Origin of the sequence: Bradyrhizobium sp. TM239 (genome assembly GCF_036247985.1) — a bacterium.
Taxonomy (GTDB): domain Bacteria; phylum Pseudomonadota; class Alphaproteobacteria; order Rhizobiales; family Xanthobacteraceae; genus Bradyrhizobium; species Bradyrhizobium ottawaense.
This window is the reverse complement of record NZ_BTIR01000024.1, coordinates 26102-41998: the sequence shown is the minus strand read 5'-3', so window position 1 is coordinate 41998 and position 15897 is coordinate 26102. Positions and strand designations below refer to the sequence as shown.

The following is a 15897-nucleotide window of genomic DNA, read 5'->3' as shown; positions in this document are numbered from 1 at the left end:
CCTCACCAAACCATAAGACCGCTTCCGGCGCTATGCACACCATGGCGGAGAAAGCCGATAATCCATGCCATCAGGATGGCGGCGACAAAGCCGTCCAGGCGGTCCATAAGCCCGCCATGGCCGGGAATTAAGTGACTGGAATCCTTGACACCGAAGCGCCGCTTGACCGCGGATTCGAATAGATCGCCCAACGCCGACACCACCGAAAGGATGGCGCTGACGAGCAGCAATGGCGCCATCTTTCCGAACCCGCAAGCCGCAAAGCCCACCGCAACCAGAAGACTTGCGGCGAAGCCGCCCAGCGCCCCGGACCAGGTCTTTTTCGGGCTCACGCGCGGCCAGAGCTTCGGCCCGCCGATGCTGCGACCGGCAAAATAACCGCCGATATCGGTCGCCCACACCACCAGCAGCACGAACATCAGCGCGGAGAAGCCGTTGACGAGATCCTTCCGCAACAGGATCGACGCCAGCAACGCCGCCGCCGCATAGGCAAAGCCCGTCGCCGCCCAGATGAACTTGCCGCGCGCAATCAGCGTCACGATCGCGCCGCCGACGAGGCCGACGACGACGGACGTCTTCAGCCCGCCAAAAGCGACGGCGGCCCCCATCATCGCGATGACGATCGTCCCTGCCCCGGTTAGCGCCGCCGAGCCCGCGCCGACAACCGTCAGCCATTCCGCGAACAGCCCGATCGACACCAGGGTGACGAGCAGCGCCCACATCCAGCCGCCGGCATAAGCGACCGCAATGGTCAGCGGCGCCAGCACCAGTGCAGCGAGGACCCGCATCACCAGATTGCTCGGGGCAGGCTTGGCGCCCGCCGGTGCGGCGTCTTGTTCGCTCACGAGGCGGTTTTCGCGACCAGGCCGCCGAAACGGCGCTCGCGCCTGGCGAATTCGGCGATCGCGCTTTCCAGCGCCGCCTTGTCGAAATCGGGCCAGTGGATCGGCACGAACACGAGCTCGCTATAGGCGGCCTGCCACATCAGGAAGTTGGACAGGCGCTGCTCGCCGCTGGTGCGGATGATGAGGTCGGGATCGGGAATGTCGGGCGCATCGAGATGCGCGCCCAGCGTCTCCGCGTCGATCGTATCAGGGTTGCGCCTGCCCTCCGCGACCTCGCGCGCGAGCTTCTGCGCCGCCTTCGCGATCTCCTGCCGCGAGCCGTAGTTGAAGGCGACGACGAGCGTCAGGCGCGTGTTGTCGCGCGTCAGCTCCTCGGCCTCGTTGAGCAGCGCGCAGATGTCGTTCTCCAGCCCGTCGCGCTCGCCGATGATGCGGACCTTGACGCCGTCGCGATGCAGGCTGGCGAGATCATTGCGGATGAAGCGGCGGAGCAGACCGAAGAGATCGCCGATCTCGCTCGCCGGCCGCGACCAGTTCTCCGACGAGAACGAGAAGATGGTGAGATAGCGGATGCCGAGCTCGTGCGAGGCGCGCACCACGCGGCGCAACGCCTCGACGCCGCGGCGATGCCCCTCCGCACGCGGCAGACCGCGCGCGGCCGCCCAACGCCCGTTGCCATCCATGATGATGGCGACATGCGCGGGCGCCTCGGACCGATCGGGTCCTTCCGTTGCGGGCGCGGCGGCGTTGGACATTGAAGGTGGCCTTAAACGGTGAGGATTTCTTTTTCCTTGGCGGCCAGCAACTGGTCGATTTCCGTGATCGTACCGTCGGTCGCCTTCTGCACCTCGTCGGCGTGGCGCTTCTGGTCGTCCTCGGACATCTCGTGGTTCTTCTCGAGCTTCTTGAGGACGTCGAGGCCATCGCGGCGGACGTGGCGCGCGGCAACCTTGGCGGCCTCCGCATATTTATGCGCGACCTTCACCAGCTCCTTGCGCCGTTCCTCGTTCAGCTCGGGGATGCGCAGGCGCAGCACCTGGCCTTCGGTCGCGGGCGACAGGCCGAGGTTGGAATCGACGATCGCCTTCTCCACCGCCTTGACCATCGACTTGTCCCAGACCTGCACCGAGATCAGGCGCGGCTCCGGCACGCTGACGGTGGCGAGCTGGTTGAGCGGCATGTGACTGCCATAAGCGTCGACCTGCACCGGATCGAGCATCGAGGCGGAGGCGCGCCCCGTCCGCAGGCCGCCGAGCTCGTGCTTGAGGGACTGGACGGCGCCCTGCATGCGGCGCTTCACTTCGTTGAGGTCGAAAGTACCCGTGGGCATCACGTTTCTCCTTCAAGATCCCGGCGACTGCTCCCGCGACCTTCCCAAAAGGCGCGCGACGGATGAGCGGTCAGCCGGCGACAATGGTTCCGTGGCCGACGCCACGTAGAATCGCGCCGATCGAACCCGGCTCCGCGATCGAGAATACGATGATAGGCAGAGACGTCTCGCGGGCAAGCGCGAAGGCGGTCGCATCCATCACCTTGTAGCCGCCCTCGATCGCCTGCGAATGGGTCAGCCGGTCAAACCGCGTGGCGGCCGGATCCTTCTTCGGATCGGCCGAGTAGACGCCGTCGACATTGGTGGCCTTGAGGACCGCCTGGGCGCCGATCTCGGCGGCGCGCAGCACTGCGGTCGTATCTGTGGTGAAGAACGGATTTCCGGTCCCGCCGCCAAGCAGCACGATCCGGCCCTCGGCGAGATATTTGTGCGCCGCAGTGCGGGTGAACAGCTCGGAAATCTCGGGCATGACGAAGGCCGACAGCGTGCGCGCCGGCGTGCCCTTGCGCTCGATCGCCGATTCCAGCGCGAGGCAGTTCATCATGGTGGCGAGCATGCCCATGGTGTCGCCGGTCGGGCGCGACACACCGCGGGCGGAGACCTCGACGCCACGCACGATGTTGCCGCCGCCGATCACGACCGCGACCTCGGTGCCGAGCTTGCGGGCCGCGATCAGATCGTCCGCAACCCGGTCGACGGTCGGCTGATCGATGCCAAAGCCTTGCTGTCCCGCGAGATATTCGCCGGACAGCTTGATCACGACGCGACGATAGACCGGATCAGTCATGAGCACTTTCCTCGTCCGGGCGCCGCTTCCGGCGGCACGCCGGAAGGAACGTCCCGGCGCTTACTTCTTGCCGCTGGCCGCGGCGACCTCGGCTGCGAAGTCGCTTTCCTGCTTCTCGATTCCCTCACCGAGAGCATAGCGCACAAAGCCGGCGATCTTCAGGGCGCCGCCGACCTTGCCTTCGGCTTCCTTCAACGCCTGCGCCACCGACTTGCCGGTGTCGTGGATGAAGGCCTGCTCGAGCAGGCAGACTTCCTTGTAGTAGGTCTTGAGGCCGGACTCGACGATCTTCTCGATCACGTTCTCCGGCTTGCCCTGCTGGCGGTATTTGTCGGCGAGCACATCCTTCTCGCGCTTGACGACCGCCGGATCGAGGCCGGACGGATCGAGCGCGAGCGGGTTGGCGGCGGCGATGTGCATCGCGATCTGCCGGCCGAGCGCTGCGAGCTCATCGGCCTTGCCGGGCGATTCCAGCGCCACGATCACGCCCATCTTGCCCGCGCCCTCGACGACAGCGCCGTGGACGTAGTTCGACACCACGCCCTGGCTCACTTCGAGCGAAGCGGCGCGGCGCAGCGTCATGTTCTCGCCGATGGTGGCGATCGCGTCGTTGATGGCGGCTTCGACCGTGACGTCACCGACCTTGGCGGCCTTGATCTTCTCGACATCGGCGCCGGCGTCGAATGCGACCTGAGCGATCATCTTGACCAGGCCCTGGAACTGACCGTTGCGCGCGACGAAGTCGGTCTCGGAGTTGACCTCGACCACGACGCCCTTGGTGCCCTTGGTGAGGGCGCCGATCAGGCCCTCGGCCGCGACGCGGCCCGACTTCTTGGCGGCCTTCGACAGGCCCTTCTTACGCAGCCAATCCTGCGCCGCTTCCATGTTGCCGTCGTTCTCGGTCAGCGCGGCCTTGCAGTCCATCATGCCCGCGCCGGTCGACTCGCGCAGGTCCTTGACCATCGCAGCTGTGATCGTTGCCATCGTTGAAAATCCTTTGTGCCTGCTGGTTCGCCGCGGCGTGGCATCGAAGCGCCCCGCCGCGGTCCATCTCAGGGATTCGCGTCAACTGAAATGGTGGCCGGATCTTGTCCGGCCAACCCCATCGCTCTCTTGACTATTCCGCTTCCGCGGTCAGCGCCTTGGCCTTGGCCACCCAGGCGTCCGCACGGCTCGGCAGACCGACTTCTTCGCCGATCGTGTGCGCGGTGTCGTGGTCGAGCTCGGCGAGCTGCCAGAAGTGGAAGATGCCGAGGTCGTTGAATTTCTTCTCGATCGCACCCGACACGCCCGGGAGCTTCTTGAGGTCGTCGGCGGTGCCGCGCGGACCCGCAAGGCCCTGGAAGCCGCTCGCGGTCGTGGGAAGCTCTTCAGCGACCGGACGGACCGAAGCGCCGACGTCAATGCCGGAATCGCCCTGGGCGCGCCCAATGCCGTCGATCGCGGCGCGCGCGATCAGGTCGCAATACAGCGCGATCGCACGGCCGGCGTCGTCATTGCCCGGCACCACATAGGTGATGCCCTTCGGGTCCGAATTGGTGTCGACGATCGCGGCGACCGGGATGTTGAGCCGCTGGGCTTCCTGGATCGCGATGTCTTCCTTGTTGGTGTCGATCACGAAGATCAGGTCGGGCAGACCGCCCATGTCCTTGATGCCGCCGAGCGAGCGGTCGAGCTTGTCGCGCTCGCGCTGAAGCGTCAGGCGCTCCTTCTTGGTGTAGGAGCTGGCATCGCCGCCCGACAGCACGTCGTCGAGGTGACGCAGGCGCTTGATCGAGGCCGAGATCGTCTTCCAGTTGGTCAGCGTGCCGCCGAGCCAGCGCGAATTGACGAAATACTGCGCGCAGCGCTTGGCAGCGTCCGCGACGCCGTCCTGCGCCTGGCGCTTGGTGCCGACGAACAGGATACGGCCGCCCTTGGCGACGGTGTCGCTGACCGCCTGCAAGGCGGTGTGCAGCAATGGCACGGTCTGCGCGAGATCGACGATGTGGATGTTGTTGCGGGCGCCGAAAATGAACGGCGCCATTTTGGGATTCCAGCGGTGAGACTGGTGACCAAAGTGCACGCCGGCTTCGAGCAGCTGACGCATAGTGAAATCGGGTAGTGCCATCGTTCTAATTCTCCGGTTGGTTCCTCCGGAAGCGTGTGAGCAAAACGGAGCGTTGTCGCCCCGGCTGCCACCGGACGGCCTTGTGAGCCATGCTTCCGTGTGAGATGCGGCGCTGTATAGCGCCATTTCGGCCAGAAGCAAGGAAATAAGGGCCTTTCGGGGGCGGTTTTCGCCCGCGAGAGGCCCTTTCCCTGGAGACCGGGCCGCTCCCTAGCGCCCGATTAGCACCCGATCAGCATTTGGGCTGGTTCGGCGGGCACTTCTTGGCCGCCGGCGGCGGGGCTGCGGGACGCGGCGGAGGCGCGGCCGGGCGCGGCGGAGGTGGTGGCGCAACGGCCATCCGCGGCGGCGGCGGGGGTGCCGGTCGAGCCACCGGCGGCGGTGGAGCGGGCCGCGCCATGGGCGGAGGCGCCGGCCGCGCGACGGCCACCGGAGGAGCCGGGCGTGGCGGCGGAGGTGCGGCCATCCTGGGCGGCGGCGGCGCCGACACCCGCGGCGGGGGTGGTGGCGTGGGCCGCGCCACGGCCTGGGGCCGCGGCGGCGGTGCAGCCGGCCTGGCCGCCTGCGGCGGGGCCGCCGATGGCAGATGCTGCGGCCGGATCGGCTCACGTGCCGCCGAAGGCGGCGGCACGATCGGTCTGCCGGCCGCGGCCGGAGGCGTCGCCGGCGCGCCCGCAGCGGCCGGCGGCGAGCCGGCAGGCTCACGGGTCGCAGATTTGGGGTGATCGGCAGGCCCGGTGCCGGGCGGCGTCTGTGCCACCGGCGGCCTGGGGGGCTGGCCCGGCACAGCAGTCGGGTTGGCCGCAGGGGGCGCAGCATTTGTCGGCGCGGCGGCCGTTGGCGCATTGGAATGAGCAGGCAACGTTGTGCCGGGCAACGTTGTGCCGGGAGCAGCCGCCGTCGGCGCCCCCGGACGAGCCGGCGGTGTCGCACCGGGTGCGGTCGCCGTCGGCGGCACGGGCCTTCCGCCCGGCAAAGGCCCCGCCCCCGCTGGCGGCGCCGGCGGACCGCCATGGGCACCAGGAACCGGCAGCGTGTTGGCCTGGGGCAGCCTGGTCTGCGGAGTAAGTGTGGGCGCCGTCTGCGGCCCGATGGATGGCGCTGCGGTCGACGCTGCGGTCGGCGCGACAGCCGTCGGCGTCGCCGGAGGCGTCCCGGGCCTCGCCGTCGGCTGGATCGTCGCGCTCGGCGGCATCGGCGCCTTGCCCTGCTGGATCAGCGCGGCGCGCTGCACGACTGCCTGCGGTACGGCCGGCCCGGCCGGGTTGGCGCGGCCCGCAATCGCTGGCGCCAGATTGCCCGGTCCAGCTCCTGCTCCTGCTCCCGGTCCAGTTCCCGCCCCCACAGCCGGTGCTGGTGCCGGCGGGCGGTTGATCACGGTGTTGATCACCGTCGTATTATGGATGTTCTGGTAGATGATGTTGTTCGGCGGCGGCGCGACATAGATCGGCGGCCTGACGAACACCGGGATCGGCACGAACACTGGCTGCGGCAGCACGAACAGGCCGACCACGGGCAGCGGCGGCGGCAGCACGACGAAATCCGGCGGCGGCGGCGGCAGATAATAGACCGGCGGCGGCGGTGGCGGAGCGAAGCCGAAATCGGGATCGCTGAAATACAGCACCGGACGGTCGACATAGACCACCTCCTCCGGCGGCGGCGGCGGCACGTCGTAGTCGATCATCGCAAAGCTCGGCGGCGGCTCGGCCGGCGCGGTGAGGATCGCGAGGCGCCGGCGCGCGTCCGCCGCATGCGGCCCGCGCGGATAGCGGCGCAGATACGACCAATAGGCTTCCGGCGTGTCGTTCCGGTAGGTGCGCCGCCAGGTGATCGCCTCGCGGCGCGCCGCCACGATCGCCATCACGCGCTTGGCCATGGGATCGCCGGGATAGGCCGCGAGAAACTCCTCATAGACCGGCAGCGTGTCGCGCTCGAGTGCCGCGGCATAGGCATCCTGCACGCCGAGATCGCGGATCGGCTTGCTCCGGATCGCGGCGACCTGGTCGGGCGCGGCCTCCGGCGGCGGCGCGTCGGGTCCGCGCTCGAAGAACGAGAACGGCGCCGAGATCTTCTGCTCGTTCCAGGGCACCTGCGCGCCTTTGGAGGCCTCGTTGACGCGCAGGCGAACGCGATCGAACACCTCAGGCAGCGGCAGGCCGCCGGTCCGGATCATCTCGGCCAGCGACTGGGCGTAGATGCCGTAAGGCCCCGCCTCCTCCGGCGCGACCGTGCCGGGTGCCGCGTTGAACGCGATCAGCATGTTCGGCTCGGGCTCGACCAGCGCCAGACCGCTCGCGATCGGCTGGCCGCCCTCGATGAAGGGCTGCGCGCGGGCCGCGTCGAGCACGAGGATGTTGGCCTTGAGCGGAATCGAAGCGAGCTGGCGCACATAGTCACTGACCCGCAAGGCCTCGGTCGGAACGTCGGTGTCGCGGGTGATGTTGGAATCGACCGGGATGAAATAGTTCTCGCCGGCCAGCTGCACGCCGTAGCCGGAAAGATAGATCATCGCGACGGTGCCCGGCCCCGAGGCCTGGGCCTTCTGGATGAAGTCGCGAAAGCTCTTGCGCAGCGTGTCGCCATCGAGATCGCGGGCACCGACGACGTCGAAGCCGGCTGCCTGCAGCGTCTGCGCGATCAGGCCGGCGTCGTTCGCGGTCGTTGCCAGCGGCGACTTGGCATAGGCGCCGTTGCCGACCACGAGCGCGATGCGCTTTTCCTGCTGCTGCGCGCGGGCCGATCCGGGCGCGCCGGCGGCAAGGGCCACGATCGGCAGGAGAAGGCAAATGAAGACTCGAAACGTCCCACGCATGGCTTGCTTGCCCGCTACTGTAGTTGAGGTGCCACCACGCATGAGGCGCGCAGCCGGCTGAACGGCGGTTGAACGAAAAGCTCGGATTGAGGCGGTGGCGTGGCCACGCGGCTGCTGGCGTCAGCTTCAGGTCGGCTGCAAATCAGCTCACGCCAGCCTCAAGGCCGCGCGGCTCAGCCTAGAAACTTCGCAAGGCTCCTTCAAGTCCCTGCCCTGCGCGATCAGATCTACCATTGCGCGGATCCCACAGACGGCTGTATGGCGGCCGGCCTCTTGCCCGATGGAGGCCGACCGCCTGTCTCCGGTGTTCCCGAAGCTGGGCTTTAGCCCTGCGCGATCAACTCGACGGCCCCTGTGCGCAACCGATAGATACCGCCGACCACCTTGAGCTTGCCCTGTTCGACCGCTGCGTTGAGAAGCGGGGCGGCGGATTTCAGCTTGGCAACATTGTCGATGACGTTCTGGCGAATGGCATTGTCGAGCGCGTTACCGCTCTGCCCGGCCGCCGTCTTCACCGAAGGTGCGATCGCGGAGACCAGCGTGGGGATGTGTCCCGGCAGCGGCTTGTCGTCCTTCAGCGACTTGATGGTCGCATCGACCGCGCCGCAATTGTCATGGCCGAGCACCAGGATGAGGGGCGTGCCCAGCACGGCGACGGTATATTCCATGCTCGCGACGGTCTCGTCACCGGCAAAGTTTCCGGCGACGCGGCACACGAACAGATCGCCGCGTCCGCTGTCGAAGGCATATTCGGGCGCGATGCGCGAATCGGCGCAGCTCAAAACGGCCGCGTAGGGATTCTGACCGCCGACCAGCGCCTCACGCTCATGCGTGAAGTCGTGGCGGCGCGACACACCCGACACGTAGCGCGCATTGCCCTCCATCAGCTTCTTGAGCGCCGCATCGGGCGGCAGCACGTTCTGAGGTTTGGGCGGCGCCTTCGCCTCCTTGGCCAACGCGGTCCCGCCAAACGCGGCCACTCCGAGCGCCGAAGCGGCAAAGAGCATCATGGAGCGCCGCGAAGGAGCGGTCGATTGAAGCAGATTTTCAGAGCATTTGTCGCACATGGTTGTTGTTCTTCCTGGCTTCCCGCCCAACGCGATTCTCGCGAGAACAACTGATAGCTGCGCGCGAGCGACTTCGAAACCGGGCGCGGGCCAAATAGTTAAGCTTTGGTTTGCGGCGGGGCCCGCAATGTCAGAGCTGTTGCACGTCTACCACGCCCGCGACCGCCTTGATCGCGCCGGCGATCTGCGGCGAGACCTTGAAGCGGCCGGGCAGCTTCATCTCCACCTCGGTCTCGAGGTCGAGCATCATTACCAGCGAGACCTCACCGTCGCCATTCGAGCGCGGTGCGATGCCCGGACTGCCGACTTTCGGCGCGGCGCCGTTCGAGGCGGCCATGTCGGGCCCGGCCAAACGCTTGGCGATCGATTCCAGCGGCTTGGTGTCGCGCAGGAAGATGCGCAGGCCCTTCTGCGTCTTGGCGGCGGCATCATCCAGCGGTTCGGCATGCAGCACGCGGGCGCGGACGTCCTCGCCCTGCAGCTCGGCGCCGAGCTGCAGCAGCACGGCAGCGCCCGGCTCCAGCACGTCGCGATATTGCGCGAGGCCTTCGGAGAACAGCACCGCCTCGAAATGGCCCGTGGGATCAGAGAGCCCCATGATGCCCATCTTGTTGCCGGTCTTGGTGCGCCGCTCCATGCGCGAGACCACGGTGGCCGCGACCTTGCCGGCGGTGGCACCGGTCTTCACCGCGCGCGAAAACTCGGCCCAGCTCTGCACCCGCAGTCGCTTCAGCACGGTGGCGTAATCGTCGAGCGGATGGCCCGACAGGAAGAAGCCGACGGCATCGTATTCGCGGCGGAGCTTTTCGGCCGGCAGCCACGGCTCGATCTGCGGCAGCATGATGGTCGGTGCGTCCGCCGACATCCCGAACATGTCGTTCTGACCGATGGTCTCGGCCTGATGCGCGCGCTGGCAAGCGGCGAGGATCGAGTCCGCGCCGGCGAAGACGCGGGCGCGGTTCGGCTCCAGCGTGTCGAAGGCGCCGGCGGCGGCGAGACTTTCGATGATACGCTTGTTGATCGCGCGCGGATTGACCCGCGCGGCGAAGTCGGCGAGCGAGGTGAACAGCCCGCGCTTGGCCCGTTCCTCGATGATCTGCTCGATCGCCTGGATGCCGACGCCCTTCAGCGCTGCCAGCGCGTAGTAGATGACCTTGTCGCCGACCTCGAAGGTCGCGCCGGAACGGTTGATGTTCGGCGGCTCGACCTTGATGCCGAGGCGCTGCGCCTCGGAACGGAATTCCGACAGCTTGTCGGTGTTGTTCAGGTCGAGCGTCATCGACGCCGCGATGAACTCCACCGGATAATGCGCCTTCATGTAGGCGGTGTGATAGGACACCAGCGCATAGGCCGCCGCGTGGCTCTTGTTGAAGCCGTAGTCGGCGAATTTGGCCAGCAGCTCGAAGATGGTCTCGGCCTGCGCCTTCGGCACGCCGTTCTTCACCGCACCCGCGACGAAGATATCGCGCTGCTTGTCCATCTCGGCGCGGATCTTCTTGCCCATGGCGCGGCGCAAGAGGTCGGCGTCGCCGAGCGAATAGCCCGACATCACCTGCGCGATCTGCATCACCTGTTCCTGGTAGATGATGACGCCGAACGTCTCTTTCAGGATCGGCTCCAGCACGGGATGCAGATATTCCGGCTCCTCGTCGCCGTGCTTGCGCGCGCAATAGGTCGGGATGTTCGCCATCGGACCCGGGCGATACAGCGCCACCAGCGCGATGATGTCCTCGAAACGGTCGGGGCGCATGTCGACCAGCGCGCGCCGCATGCCCTGGCTTTCAACCTGGAACACGCCGACCACCTCGCCGCGCGCCAGCATCTGGTAGCTCTCGGCATCGTCGATCGGCAGCGTTGCGAGATCGACGTGGATGTCGCGCGGCTTGAGCAGCTTGCAGGCGACGTCGAGCACGGTCAGCGTCTTCAGGCCGAGGAAGTCGAACTTGACGAGACCCGCGGGCTCGACCCATTTCATGTTGAACTGGGTCACCGGCATGTCGGATTTGGGATCGCGGTAGAGCGGCACGAGCTCGCTCAGGGGGCGATCGCCGATCACGATGCCGGCGGCGTGGGTCGAGGCGTGGCGGGTCAGGCCTTCCAGGCGCTGGGCGATGTCGAAGGCGCGTGCCACCACCGGATCTTCGTCGCGAAACGCCTGGAGCTTCGGCTCGCTCTCGATCGCGGCCGCGAGCGTGACGGGCGCGGCGGGATTCTGCGGCACCAGCTTGGTCAGCTTGTCGACCTGGCCATAGGGCATCTGCAGCACGCGGCCGACGTCGCGCAGCACGCCGCGCGCCTGCAGCGTTCCGAAGGTGATGATCTGCGCCACCTGGTCGCGGCCGTAGCGCTGCTGCACATACTGGATCACTTCGCCGCGGCGGTCCTGGCAGAAGTCGATGTCGAAGTCCGGCATCGAGACGCGTTCGGGATTGAGGAAGCGCTCGAACAGCAGGCCGAACTTGATCGGATCGAGGTCGGTGATGGTCAGCGCCCAGGCGACCAGCGAGCCTGCGCCGGAGCCGCGGCCCGGCCCGACCGGAATGCCCTGGCCCTTCGCCCATTTGATGAAGTCGGACACGATCAGGAAGTAGCCCGCGTATTTCATGCGCATGATGACGTCGAGCTCGAACGCCAGGCGCTTGCTGTAATCCTCGTCCGTCATGCCCTGCGACAGGCCGTGGACCCGCAGGCGATTGACGAGCCCCTCCTCCGCCTGGCGCTTCAGTTCCGCCGCCTCGACCGCGGCGGCGTCCGAGCTCTGCGCGGCACCGACCGTGAAGAACGGCAGAATTGGCTTCCGCGTCATCGGGCGGAACGAGCAGCGCTCGGCGATCTCCACCGTCGAGGCCAGCGCTTCCGGAATGTCGGCGAACAGCACCGCCATCTCGGCGCGTGTCTTGAAGCGATGATCGGGCGTGAGCTGCTCGCGCTCGGTCTCGGCGATCAGCCGGCCGCCGGCGATGCACAGCAGCGCGTCATGCGCTTCGTAATCGTCGGTCGCGGCGAAATACGGCTCGTTGGTCGCAACCAGCGGCAGTCCCTTGGCGTAGGCGAGGTCGATCAGGCCGCTTTCGACGCGCCGCTCCTTCTCGGTGTTGTGGCGTTGCAATTCGATGTAGAGGCGGTCGCCGAACAGGCCGGCCAGACGCTCGCAGCGCAAGGCGGCAAGCTCGGCATGACCGCCGGCAAGCGCCAGCGAGATCGGCCCGTCAGGTCCGCCCGTCAGCGCGATCAGCCCCTCGGTCTCGCCCTCGAACCAGTCGAACCTGACGAACGGAGCATGGCTATCGGGCGATTCGAGGAAGGCGCGCGAGTTGAGCCGCATCAGGCTGCGATAGCCGCGCTCCTGCGCGGCCAGCAGCACCACGCGCGACGGCCCGATCGCGTTGCGCGCATTCGGATCCTGGTCGCCGAAATCGATCGCCAGCTCGCAGCCGACGATCGGCTGGATGCCGGAGCCCGCCATCTTGTCGGAAAACTCCAGCGCACCGAACAGATTGTCGGTGTCGGTCAGCGCCAGCGCCGGCTGGTGGTCCTTCTTGGCAAGCTCGGCGAGCTTGGCGATCTTGATCGAGCCCTTGAGCAGCGAATAGGCCGAGTGAACGTGAAGGTGGACAAATCCGGCGCTCGGCATGGTCGCGTGACGGCCTCTTGCAGATGGAATGGAGCGGTCGCCGGCATCAGGGGGATGTCAGGGAGATCCATCGGATCCCGCCCCGCCTTCCGCCCAGCTTTGCCGACTCGCCCCGCAATGGTGGGGCGTCACTGCGCCAGAGTCCACGCCGGAGCGGCCGCTTCGCCGCGTCGTCCCGCTTTTCCCCAAGGGGGCAGCGGGAGATTCACCTGGAGCTGCGGAATCAGAGCTGCGGTATCACCTGAGCCCAGATCGCGATCATCCCGACGAACAGCGTGATCGACGCCAGCGCGGCGGCCTCTTCCACGAAAACCCTGAACATGGCTTGCTCCCTTGTTGGAACGTATGAAGAACATTGTTCTCATTTCGTTCTCAGGAGTCAAGCGCGGCGGACGACCTCCAGGAGCAATGGTTAACTCGCTGAATTCACGCAAGAAAAAAGCCCCGGCGCAAGGCCGGGGCTTTCGAGGACCGCTCGCAGGCGAGCGATCAGTCTCAGTAACGGCCGATCATCGGGCCGCCGAACTTGTAGTTCAGGCGGACGAGACCCATGTCGACGTCCTGCTTGATGCGGTCGGTGCCCGCGAGGCCGGCGAAGGTGACGTCCTTGTCCGACAGGAAGATGTGGTTGTACTCGACGCCAACCGACCAGTTCGGCGCAAAACCGTACTCGAGGCCAGCACCGACCGTGCCGCCCCAGCGGGTCTGGTCGTTCGAGGACAGCAGCGCGCCCGAGACCGTGCTGGACACGTCGTACTTGACGCCGACCACAGCCGCACCGCCCTTGACGTAGAGCAGGACGTTGTTCCAGGCGTAGCCGACCTGACCGGTGATCAGACCGAACGAGTCGATCTTCGAGCGGTTGCGAGTCGCGAACAGCGCGCTGACATTGTCGCCCGAGAAGTCGGCCCAGTTGCCCTGACCTTCCACGCCGAACACCCACTGGCCGGACTGAAAGCGATAGCCGATCTGACCACCGACCGTGCCGCCGGTGGCATCATGCGAACCTTCGCGGCCACCGCCGACCAGATCCCAGGTCGAGTGCGACGAACCGCCGCCGCCGTTGATGCCGATGTAGAAGCCGCTCCAGTCATAGATCGCGGCAACCATCGCGGGCGCCTTGGTGTAGGGCCGCGCTGCGAGGTCAGCAGCCAGCGCCGGCGCAGCCGCGCTCAGCGCGACAAGGCTCACAGCAGCAAGCAACAAATTCTTCTTCATTTGAGTCCCGTTCCAGTTTCGTCGTTAGGCCCCCTGGCCGTAGCGTGGTCATAACAGCGATCGACGGAATTGCTGTAACCTCGACGCCACAGTTCGCTCCAAAGGCCCGCGCTTCATTAATGAAGATTTATCAGCGCGTTCTGGAAACCCTTTGAAATAAGTGTTTTCTGTAGTTCCATTGTCGGCGACACGAGATAAATTGCATGCGCGCGTAACAACGTCGCGCGCACATTCGCGTGATGGAGAATTGAAGATGCGCAGACGAATTGTCCTCCCCATTGTCGCCACACTTTCGCTCGCAACCGCCACATTTGCATTCGTGTCGATCGCACCCACACCTGCGCGTGCGTTCGGCACGCATCATCCATTCTGCCTTACCGGCGATGAATGGCCGGGCCTGAGCAATTGCAGGTTCGACACCTACGCGCAGTGTCAGGCAAGCGCATCGGGACGCGCGCTGACCTGCATCGCCAATCCGTATTTCGCCGGGCAGAGCGACGACCCCTACGCCTATCAGAATCGTCCCCGCGCGCAGACGCCGGGCTATTCACCAGGCTACTTCCTGCGCTGAGATGCGCCGCGCTCGCCTCGCACTGGTCGTGACCGGCCTGCTTCTCGCGGGCGGATCTGCACCCGCGCAGACCTACGATCCGAGCTATCCCGTGTGCATGCAGATCTACGGCCCCGTCGGCTATCTCGACTGCCGCTACGGCTCGCTGGAGCAGTGCCGATATCTCGCCGTCGGGCGTTCGGCGAGTTGCGTGGTGAACCCGTATTTTCCGCTGAAGAAACCAACGCGCCCTCGCCGCTCGAGCGCGCCGCCTCGCCCCGGATCCTAACCGTTCAGTTTCCGCCGGAGATAGGGCGGGGTAGGCGTGCGGCGAATGCCGTCATCGGCTCAGCTCTGCCAGGGCGTGCTGCGGATGCGCGTGCACGCATTCGGCTTGCGGAAGCTGGGATCGTGATCCTCGATGTAGTCGAAATTGACCGTCCCGAACGTCGTCTGCGGCTTCTTCAGCGCCGAGCAGGTCTGCACCTTCAGGAACTCGTTCTTGAAGTCACCGCGCGGAAACGCCGAGATCACCTGGTCGCGCTGCTCCGGCGTGTAGTCGTCATACCCAATGCCCACGACGTCCACCAGGACACCCGCGTTGGTGAGCGCGATTTCCGGCCGCATGAATTGCGGAATGCCGGGCGTGGTGTGCAGCGCGATTGCCTCCCACACCAGATCGGCTTGCGGCTCGGCGATGCCGCGCGCCCGCAGGAACTCACGCGCAGCGTCGGCTCCGTCAACCTCAAATCGCTTTGTCTGCGTGTGGTAATGGTCGACGAGGCCTAGATCGTGAAACAACGCCGCGACGTAAAGAAGTTCGGGATCGAATTTCAGCTGCTGACGCAGCCCCTTCATGGCACCGAAGACGTAGACTCGGACGGAATGGTTGAAAAGCATGTCGTCTTCGTAGCTGCGCACCAGTTCAGCCGCCTCGCGCGCCAGCTTGCTGTCGGGGATTTTGACGCTGGAAATCACGCTCATCATCTTCAAGCTCCTACTTTGCATTTCGACTGATGCCGCGCGATCCGTCAGGCCGCCTTCTCGAGCGCGGCCTGCGGAGTATTTCGGAAGCTGATCGACATGCGATTGTACGCATTCATCAGGCTGATTGCGATCGTGAGATCGACAAGCTCGCGCTCGCCGAAGACCTTGCGGGCGGCTTGATAGGCTTCATCGGGCACGTTGGTCTCGGCGACGCGGGTGACAGTCTCGGCCCAGGCGAGGGCCGCGCGCTCGCGGTCATCGAAGAGATCGCCGGCCTCGGCCCAAGCCTGCAGCAGCGCGAGCTTTTCGACCTTCACACCGCTCTTCAGCAGATCCCGCGTGTGCATGTCGAGGCAGTAGGCGCAGTTGTTGATCTGTGAGACGCGCAGGTAAGCGAGGGTCACCAGCGTCGCGGGAAGCCCACTCTGCATGACGTAGCCATAGACGCCGCCCAGTGCCTTCGCGCCTGCCGGTGCAATGTGGTTGTAGTTGAGGCGTTCACTCATCCGCTTTCTCCTTGATGATCGAGGGAGCCCCTCTTTCCTCCCTCAGATGCC

General features: G+C 66.2%; 14 protein-coding genes. 2 read left to right on the top strand and 12 right to left on the bottom strand.

Features of this window, described 5'->3' with window-relative positions:
• Positions 1 to 2: 2 nt before the first annotated feature.
• The 10 genes from AABA84_RS31390 to AABA84_RS31345 form a co-directional block, all read right to left on the bottom strand.
• The gene (locus AABA84_RS31390) at positions 3 to 845 is read right to left on the bottom strand and encodes a phosphatidate cytidylyltransferase (protein WP_338307979.1); all 843 of its coding nucleotides are present in this window, start codon (positions 843 to 845) and stop codon (positions 3 to 5) included.
• Complete coding sequence (locus tag AABA84_RS31385) at positions 842 to 1600, bottom strand: isoprenyl transferase (RefSeq protein ID WP_212250901.1); 759 nt, start codon at positions 1598 to 1600, stop codon at positions 842 to 844. Before AABA84_RS31385 ends, AABA84_RS31390 begins: the two co-directional genes overlap by 4 nt.
• 11 nt (positions 1601 to 1611) lie before the next feature.
• Complete coding sequence (gene frr, locus AABA84_RS31380; RefSeq protein ID WP_026202318.1) at positions 1612 to 2175, bottom strand: ribosome recycling factor; 564 nt, start codon at positions 2173 to 2175, stop codon at positions 1612 to 1614.
• A 70-nt stretch (positions 2176 to 2245) separates the two neighbouring features.
• Entirely contained in the window at positions 2246 to 2962 is a 717-nt protein-coding gene (pyrH, locus tag AABA84_RS31375; RefSeq protein WP_212250900.1) for a UMP kinase, read from the bottom strand.
• 60 nt (positions 2963 to 3022) lie between these two features.
• The gene (gene tsf / locus AABA84_RS31370; RefSeq protein ID WP_212250899.1) at positions 3023 to 3946 is read right to left on the bottom strand and encodes a translation elongation factor Ts; all 924 of its coding nucleotides are present in this window, start codon (positions 3944 to 3946) and stop codon (positions 3023 to 3025) included.
• 133 nt (positions 3947 to 4079) lie between these two features.
• Positions 4080 to 5072 carry a 30S ribosomal protein S2 gene (locus AABA84_RS31365; RefSeq protein ID WP_212250898.1) on the bottom strand — a complete coding sequence of 331 codons (993 nt, stop codon included), beginning with the start codon at positions 5070 to 5072 and terminating at the stop codon, positions 4080 to 4082.
• 232 nt (positions 5073 to 5304) lie between these two features.
• Positions 5305 to 7884, bottom strand: coding sequence for a caspase family protein (locus AABA84_RS31360; RefSeq protein WP_338314056.1), 2580 nt, complete (start codon positions 7882 to 7884; stop codon positions 5305 to 5307).
• A gap of 323 nt (positions 7885 to 8207) precedes the next feature.
• Entirely contained in the window at positions 8208 to 8951 is a 744-nt protein-coding gene (locus AABA84_RS31355; protein WP_212250896.1) for a carbonic anhydrase, read from the bottom strand.
• A gap of 130 nt (positions 8952 to 9081) precedes the next feature.
• On the bottom strand, positions 9082 to 12585 hold the full coding sequence (dnaE, locus tag AABA84_RS31350) for a DNA polymerase III subunit alpha (RefSeq protein WP_338314055.1): 3504 nt from the start codon (positions 12583 to 12585) through the stop codon (positions 9082 to 9084).
• A 495-nt stretch (positions 12586 to 13080) separates the two neighbouring features.
• Entirely contained in the window at positions 13081 to 13803 is a 723-nt protein-coding gene (locus AABA84_RS31345) for an outer membrane protein (protein ID WP_212250894.1), read from the bottom strand.
• Between the two features lie 253 nt (positions 13804 to 14056).
• Here AABA84_RS31345 and AABA84_RS31340 point away from each other — a divergent pair, with 253 nt between their 5' ends.
• Together AABA84_RS31340 and AABA84_RS31335 are read left to right on the top strand one after the other, a co-directional pair.
• Positions 14057 to 14374 (top strand): DUF3551 domain-containing protein, encoded by a 318-nt coding sequence (locus tag AABA84_RS31340; protein ID WP_212251002.1) that lies wholly within the window; start codon positions 14057 to 14059, stop codon positions 14372 to 14374.
• A 1-nt stretch (position 14375) separates the two neighbouring features.
• Positions 14376 to 14642, top strand: a complete 267-nt coding sequence (locus AABA84_RS31335; protein WP_212250892.1) for a DUF3551 domain-containing protein — start codon at positions 14376 to 14378, stop codon at positions 14640 to 14642.
• Positions 14643 to 14701: 59 nt separating this feature from the next.
• Here AABA84_RS31335 and AABA84_RS31330 read toward each other — a convergent pair whose 3' ends face one another.
• Both AABA84_RS31330 and AABA84_RS31325 read right to left on the bottom strand, forming a co-directional pair.
• Positions 14702 to 15340 carry an HD domain-containing protein gene (locus tag AABA84_RS31330; RefSeq protein WP_212250891.1) on the bottom strand — a complete coding sequence of 213 codons (639 nt, stop codon included), beginning with the start codon at positions 15338 to 15340 and terminating at the stop codon, positions 14702 to 14704.
• A 44-nt stretch (positions 15341 to 15384) separates the two neighbouring features.
• A complete protein-coding gene (locus tag AABA84_RS31325; protein ID WP_338314054.1) occupies positions 15385 to 15846 on the bottom strand; it encodes a carboxymuconolactone decarboxylase family protein in 462 nt (153 codons plus the stop codon).
• Positions 15847 to 15897 lie beyond the last annotated feature (51 nt).